This window comes from Aestuariibacter sp. A3R04, assembly GCF_018860805.1.
Lineage (GTDB): Bacteria > Pseudomonadota > Gammaproteobacteria > Enterobacterales > Alteromonadaceae > Alteromonas.
The window spans coordinates 1-6,873 of record NZ_JAHKQR010000007.1; the positions used below are offsets into that span (position 1 = coordinate 1).

Annotated in this window: 7 protein-coding genes; 6 read left to right on the forward strand and 1 reads right to left on the reverse strand. The window is 40.5% G+C overall.

The window, feature by feature from the left end; translation table 11 throughout:
* The 6 genes from KO518_RS08890 to KO518_RS08915 form a co-directional block, all read left to right on the forward strand.
* The coding region (locus tag KO518_RS08890; RefSeq protein ID WP_252736071.1) for a hypothetical protein at positions 1 to 254 on the forward strand (254 nt) is incomplete at its 5' end.
* A 664-nt stretch (positions 255 to 918) separates the two neighbouring features.
* Positions 919 to 1,200: a hypothetical protein gene (locus KO518_RS08895; RefSeq protein ID WP_216025506.1), complete on the forward strand. Its 282-nt coding sequence runs from the start codon at positions 919 to 921 to the stop codon at positions 1,198 to 1,200.
* A gap of 489 nt (positions 1,201 to 1,689) precedes the next feature.
* Entirely contained in the window at positions 1,690 to 2,382 is a 693-nt protein-coding gene (locus KO518_RS08900; RefSeq protein ID WP_256444419.1) for a DUF5677 domain-containing protein, read from the forward strand.
* A 913-nt stretch (positions 2,383 to 3,295) separates the two neighbouring features.
* Positions 3,296 to 4,276 carry a PIN domain-containing protein gene (locus KO518_RS08905; protein ID WP_216025507.1) on the forward strand — a complete coding sequence of 327 codons (981 nt, stop codon included), beginning with the start codon at positions 3,296 to 3,298 and terminating at the stop codon, positions 4,274 to 4,276.
* A 120-nt stretch (positions 4,277 to 4,396) separates the two neighbouring features.
* Positions 4,397 to 4,780 (forward strand): hypothetical protein, encoded by a 384-nt coding sequence (locus KO518_RS08910; protein WP_216025508.1) that lies wholly within the window; start codon positions 4,397 to 4,399, stop codon positions 4,778 to 4,780.
* A 1,018-nt stretch (positions 4,781 to 5,798) separates the two neighbouring features.
* On the forward strand, positions 5,799 to 6,329 hold the full coding sequence (locus KO518_RS08915) for a hypothetical protein (protein ID WP_216025509.1): 531 nt from the start codon (positions 5,799 to 5,801) through the stop codon (positions 6,327 to 6,329).
* A gap of 318 nt (positions 6,330 to 6,647) precedes the next feature.
* Here KO518_RS08915 and KO518_RS08920 read toward each other — a convergent pair.
* On the reverse strand, positions 6,648 to 6,873 hold a 226-nt coding region (locus KO518_RS08920), incomplete at its 5' end, for a hypothetical protein (RefSeq protein ID WP_216025510.1).

Below are 6,873 nucleotides of genomic sequence, written 5' to 3' on the forward strand. Positions count from 1 at the left end.
CGCCCGTTATTGAAAAGTTATATGCAAAAGGAATTTGTACAATGAATATAAATGCAACACTCTTCGGCCAAGTTGTTATTGTTCTGGCAGTTATAATGGCTGTACTTGGTTACTATCTGGGCAAAAGAAAAACTCAAACACCTATTCTTACAGCGGTCATCGCGTTCTTCACTGCACTATTGCCGCCTGTAGCACTCATATTTTTAATTGCTCTAGTGGTAAAAAACGATGTCCAATCAACTACTAGCAATTGACTGTATTTTTGCATATAACAAACAAATCAAGTTCGCCCACTATCGTGGGCTGGGACGCAAACATGTGGGCGGCTTCGCCATTTTCGCCCACATGTCCGCGCCCCTTATTTGGAAGTTATGTTTCAAAGGGAAATTGATAATGAAATTCATTTTTTTAGCTTTGTTTGCACTAACATTTCAAGTGCAAGCAGGGTGTTATAAACCATGGCGCAATTAAGCTAAAAATTCGTTTCTAATTCGTCAGTAACTTCTCGCTATTCTTTTCAATTAACAGCGGTGGCGCTCAAACATTAGACTGCGTAAACAACGCGCTCTTTTCGGCCTTTCTTCGCAGTTAATTCAAGAACGGCTACGACCAAGTCAGTAAAAGGTTGTATTCAATTCTATAGTTGCTACTTAAGTGGTTATTTGTGACGGCAAATCTATTTTGAGCGCAGCTTAAGCTCAGTATGCGCCATGGTTGGTTGTTAAAAACATCTAAAACAATTTCAAAGCCGCACTCTTTTCACTTGCAGCTTTGTCCATAAATCATTTATAACAAACAAATTAAGTTCGCCCACTATCGTGGGCTGGGACGCAAACACGTGGGCGGCTTCGCCATTTTCGCCCACATGTCCGCGCCCCTTATTTGGAAGTTATGTGCCTAAGTGATTTTGGATCAATTATGGAAAACGAATCAAAGGAAAGATCGCTGGCTGATATTGAGAAGACGTTTTACGAAACTTTGGCTACAAACCGAGTATTTTCTTCTCACAATAAATCAGCGACAGCTCAAGAAGAACTTGTTCATAAAATAGAGAACTTAACTGTTGAAATAACCAATGCAAGTTCATCATCAACGCGGTTAGCGTCAAGTCTTAATCGAATGACATTAGCCGCAGTAGCAATTGCATTGCTAGCATTTGCACTAGAAGTCTACAAACTCTTCTGGGCAAGCGGCACATAACAAACACATTAAGCCGCTCGCAGGCTCGCTGGGACAGTAACACGTGGGCTCTGTCGCTTCGCTCGGATTTTAGCCCACGTGTTACTGCCCCTTATGCGGGTGTTAGGTAACCCAAAGCATGGATAGCTCTCGAATAAATGGTTATATGAAAAAATGCAGTATCTACTTTGCTGTAATTTATTTGATCACGTTTTTAACTTCTAGTTTATTCATACAAGCTTTTGACTACATTCATGGTCTAATCATCGGCGCTAAAATCGTCGATGGTTGGTCACTTGGAATTATGGTTTGGTTTGGGTTAATCTTTGTTATTCCAATTGTTTATTGTTTAATAATTGGGTTTTTACTATTTAAAAAGCATGCACAAACATAGCTTATGGGTACAGGTTACCTAACAAGGCAATTAAAAGGACTAAAAAAAGCGGGCTGTTCGCTCCGCTCCATTTTAGCCCACTATTTTTAGCCTCTTATTGAGGCGTTAGGTGTTTAATGGATTCATATCACAACCTGGTAGTAAAAGTTCTCGATAACTTTAGACACTTGAAATTCGATAAAAAGCACGCTTGGCATCTAACGCTAGTCACTTTGTATTGCTCAATTGTTGAATACTCAGACACGATACTTAAATTGAATAAAGAAGATAAGAGTATTGGGTTACCTTTAATAGCAAGAGGTTTGCTAGAAGCTTACGTTGATCTGAAAAACTTAAGTGAAGATAAAGCATACGGTTACAATCTAGAAGTTAATTATTTAGCTGAATGGCTAAAAGTTGCTAAAGAAGCAGGAACATTGAAAAATCCATTTCTAAAAGACATAGGTGAAGCCAAAGAGTTCGGAGAACAAGTCGAGGAATGGGAGTCTGAACTAGTAAAAATGAAGGAAAATGGTGCTAACAAATTAAATCAATTTCAAAAATTTGACTTAGCAGGAATGACTGATGAATATCGTTCCATATACAACTTCTTATGTGCTCACTCACATAACAATAAGCGCTCTCTGTTTGAACGCTTCTTTGTATTAAATGAAGATAAAACTGATTTTAAGTTGGAAATGTTCAGGGAGTCTGAAACAGGCGAAAACCAAGAGTATCTAGATATAGGTGAAGAATACTTAATGTTAAGTAGTCAAATAATTCATAGAGTTCTAGAAACAGGCTTAGAAAGCGAGTTTAAAAACACCTAACAAACGCATTAACACTCGCTGCGCTCGCTAGGGACAAAAACTCGTAGGCTCCCTGCGCTTCGCTTGGTATTGTAGCCTACGAGTTTTTGCCCGTTATGCGGAGCGTTATAAGCCAAGATGAATCGTAGAAAATTATTGCTTCAATATTTGCTAATTTACCCAGCATACAACGTAGTGGGAATGGCTGTCGGTACAGTAATTTTGTATCTTTTATTCTCTTGGAGCGTTGATTATGCAAAGACGTTTTTTTATGTGTCGTCAGTTGTTTTGGTCGTAATATTTTATGCGTTAAATATTTCCACCATTTTTCAAATGTTTGATTCTGGTGGTAAAGGTAGTCTCAAGTAATGGCTTATAACAAACCACTCAAGGCTCTCGCTTCGCTCGCTGGGACGTTAACACATGGGCTGCGTCACTTCGTTCCTAATTTTAGCCCATGTGTTATCGCCCCTTAGTGGGGTGTTATAAGGCGTCAGCCTAATCTTCGTTTGGCTTTATAAAAATCCCAGTGCAACTGCCCTCACCTGTTTTCGTTAGCATCGCTCTGGCTTGTGGTAGGTTTAAATCCGCCGCGTTCAACTCAAAGGTGGTGTAATAGGCGCTTTACCTTCTAGTTCTTATTTTCAGCCAGCAAGCGCCATTACACTCGGTAGCTCAGGTGGCGGCTAGCTTCAGTCAAACCAAAAACATCAATGCACAGTCGTTTTTCTTGTTTGTGTTAACAATCAATCGTATGCTGGCTTCATCAGTTTTTAAACAGACCAAAGGAACTGGCTCTGCTTCTAACAAAGCGCTAAAGTCCACTCCCTTCGGTCGCTCGGACGCATTTACGCGGGGCGGCTTCGCCATTATGCCCCACGCAACTGCGCCGCTTAGCTTAATGTTAAGCACCATGGACAGGTAGGAGTATCATTTGAATTTATTTATTGACACGAACGTATTTCTTTCTTTTTACCACCTTTCAAATGACGACTTAGAGGAAATACATAAGTTAGTTGTATTACTTGATAAAGGGGACATAAAACTGTGGCTTCCGAACCAAGTAAAGGATGAATTTCAACGTAATAGAGAAAATAAAATAGCTGACGCTTTAAAGAAACTAAAAGAACAGCAAAAGAAACCTCAATTCCCTCAAATTTGTAAGGATTACCCTGAGTACGAAGAAATAAGAGAGCACCAAAAGCAGTATGAAAAGAAATTATCCTCTCTTATAAAAAAAGTTACTGATGATATAGCCGAGAGAAGCTTAAAAGCTGATGAAAAAATATCTGAGTTATTTGAAAAAGCGTCACTGATAAACCCTGATGCTGAACTGATTATGAAGGCAAAGCTCAGAATGGAAGTTGGGAATCCTCCCGGTAAGGATGGATCTCTAGGTGATGCTATAAATTGGGAAAGCCTGTTGCTTAATATTCCTATGGGCGAAGACTTGCATTTAGTCGCTGATGATAAGGACTATTATTCGGTATTGGATGAAAATGCTCTCAAAGACTTTCTAATAGATGAATGGACTTCTAACAACAAGTCAGATGTCAGATTCTACAGAAGACTTTCCCAATTTTTTAAAGAGCACTATCCTGACATCAAGTTGGCTGCGGAACTTGAAAAAGAGCTTGCTATAAATGAACTGGTTAATAGCAGTAATTTTGCCTCAACTCACTCTGCAATAGCTAAACTTCAAAAGTATGCTGAATTCAACAAGTCACAATCTAACGAACTTGCGCAGGTTGGTCTTTCAAATAGCCAGATAAACTGGATCTTCTGTGATGATGATGTTTTTTCTTTTTACAAATCACTTCTAAATAATCATGGTCATGACATTGAAGATGAATTAGTTGAAAAACTTCAAGCAGAAATAACCCAGTGCGAAACTAACGGAGAGAATGGTGCTTAACAAGTCAATTAACGCACTCACTTCGTTCGCTGGGACGCATACACGCAGGGCGGCTTCGCCATTATGCCCTACGTGCCTGCGCCCGTTATTGAAGCGTTATGTCTCAGAAGGAATTGATAAATGCGGTTAATTTTTTTATTACTTCTATTAGTCAATTTTGGCTGTCTTGCCTCATCCTGCATAGTAACCGATGAAATGCGCGAACAGTTCAATTCCAAACATGTCGAAGATGTTGCTATTGATACAACCCTTAGAGATTCAAACTTCTCTGTAACTATTAAATTGCCAGAGAGCATTGAAGGTCAAAGTTCTTATTCAGTACGGCTGGTATCAGACAGCCTTGAAGAACCAACATTCATCTTCCCTCTAGACTTGTATGAAGAAGATAACCAAACAAAGGCATGGTATGAAATAGATGCGGGGCTTGTGAGAAAGCACTTCGTAGTGGTCAGCTTGAATGACTATTGTGCTCCGAGCATATTCAAGGAAGTTTTTTACCAATGAGACATAACAAAAAAATTAAGTTCGCCCGCTGCGCGGGCTGGGACGCAAACATGTGGGCTGCTCACTTCGTTCGGATTTTAGCCCACATGCCTGCGCCCCTTATTTAAAAGTTATAAACCATGGCGCAATTTGGGCTAAAACTCATTTTTAATTCGTCGGCTATTCCTCGCTTTGCTTTTCAATTAGCAGCGGTTGCACTCAACCATTCGACTGCGTAAACAACCCACTCTTTTCGGCCCTTCTTCGCGGACAATTCAAAAACGGCTACGACCAGGCAAGTGAAAGGTTATTTCCAGTTCTACAGTTGCCACATCGGTGGTTTCTTCCAGTAGTAAGTCTCTTTTGAACGCAGCTTAAGTCCAGTATGCGCCATGGCTGGCTGTTAAAAACATCAAAAACAATTTCAAAGCCGCACTCTTTTCACTTGCAGCTTTGTCCATAAATCATTTATAACAAACAAATTAAGTTCGCCCGCTGCGCGGGCTGGGACGCAAACATGTGGGCTGCTCACTTCGTTCGGATTTTAGCCCACATGCCTGCGCCCCTTATTTAAAAGTTATAAACCATGGCGCAATTAAGGTAAAATTCGTTTCTAATTCATCAGTAACTTCTCACTGTTCTTTTCAATTAACAGCGGTGGTGCTCGAACATTAGACTGCGTAAACAACACACCCTTTTCGGCCTTTCTTCGCAGACAATTCAAGAGCGGCTACGACCAGGCAAGTGAAAGGTTATTTTCAATCCTACAGTTGCTACGTCACTGGTTGCTTGTAGCGGCAACTCTCTTTTATAACGCAGCTTAAGCTCAGCATGCGCCATGGCTGGCTGTTAAAAACATCAAAAACAATTTCAAAGCTGCCCTCTTTTCACTTGCAGCTTTGTCCATAAATCATTTATAACAAACAAATTAAGTCGCCCGCTGCGCGGGCTGGGACGCAAACACGTGGGCGGCTTCGCCATTTTCGCCCACATGTCCGCGCCCCTTATTTGGAAGTTATGCCTTTTGTAAAGAGTAACTATGGACATCCATGCAATATTTCTGCCTGTATTATCAACACTAAGTATTGTGTTTCTGTTAGTTTTTATTTTATGTTTAGTTTTGTTTATTGAAAAAAGAAACGCTATTGAGGTTGTTTCACACTATGACTCGTTGTTAAAAGCAAAATTAAATCGACGCGAGTTAAATTCAATTACTATTTTAGAACCCGATCCATATAATCGAGTGGCATATATACTAAAACTTATTCCATATACTCCCTTTCTACCGTGCGCAGGCATTCTGAAACATTTGAAAAACTCTCTTCAACAGAGTGATAATTTTGTAAAAAAATGCAACGCAAATGATCGTTATATTATCGAAGCAAGTGTTGATGATATCTTAGCCCAAAGGGATGCTTGTATTACGTTTTATTTTATGGCTGAAATGCTCACATGCAACTCACGTAAATACCGTAGTAGAATTAAAGCATGGGGTAAGGATACAGGTTATGTGAAAAAATATTTTATTGACCTAATTCCGAATTTAGTTCAAATCAGGGATCGCAATTAAAGGCATAACAAACAAATCAAGTTCGCCCGCTGGCGCAGGCTGGGACGCAAACATGTGGGCGGCTTCGCCATTTTCGCCCACATGTCCGCGCCCCTTATTTGGAAGTTATAAGGCGTCAGCCTAAACTGCGTTTGGCTTAATGAAAATCCCAGTGGAACTACCCTCTCCTGTTCTCATTAGCATCGTACTGGCTTGTGGTAGGTTTAAATCCGCCGCTTTCAATTCAAAGGTTGCGCATTAGGCGCTTTATCGTCAAGTTATTATTCAACGTCAACAAGCGCCAATGCGTTAGACAGTTCAAATGGCGGCTAGCTTCAGTCAAATCAAAAACATCAATGCACAGTCGTTTTTCTTGTCTGTGTTAACAATCAATCGTATGCTGGCTTCATCAGTTTTTAAACAGACCAAAGGAACTGGCTCTGCTTCTAACAAAGCGCTAAAGTCCACTCCCTTCGGTCGCTCGGACGCATTTACGCGGGGCGGCTTCGCCATTATGCCCCACGCAACTGCGCCGCTTAGCTTAATGTTATGCGTCACGAGACAT

Bases quoted from the DNA above. Each gene is read 5' to 3' on its own strand.
- KO518_RS08895 (WP_216025506.1), top strand. From the start codon at position 919: ATGGAAAACGAATCAAAGGAAAGATCGCTGGCTGATATTGAGAAGACG.
- KO518_RS08900 (WP_256444419.1), top strand. From the start codon at position 1,690: ATGGATTCATATCACAACCTGGTAGTAAAAGTTCTCGATAACTTTAGA.
- KO518_RS08910 (WP_216025508.1), top strand. From the start codon at position 4,397: ATGCGGTTAATTTTTTTATTACTTCTATTAGTCAATTTTGGCTGTCTT.
- KO518_RS08915 (WP_216025509.1), top strand. From the start codon at position 5,799: ATGGACATCCATGCAATATTTCTGCCTGTATTATCAACACTAAGTATT.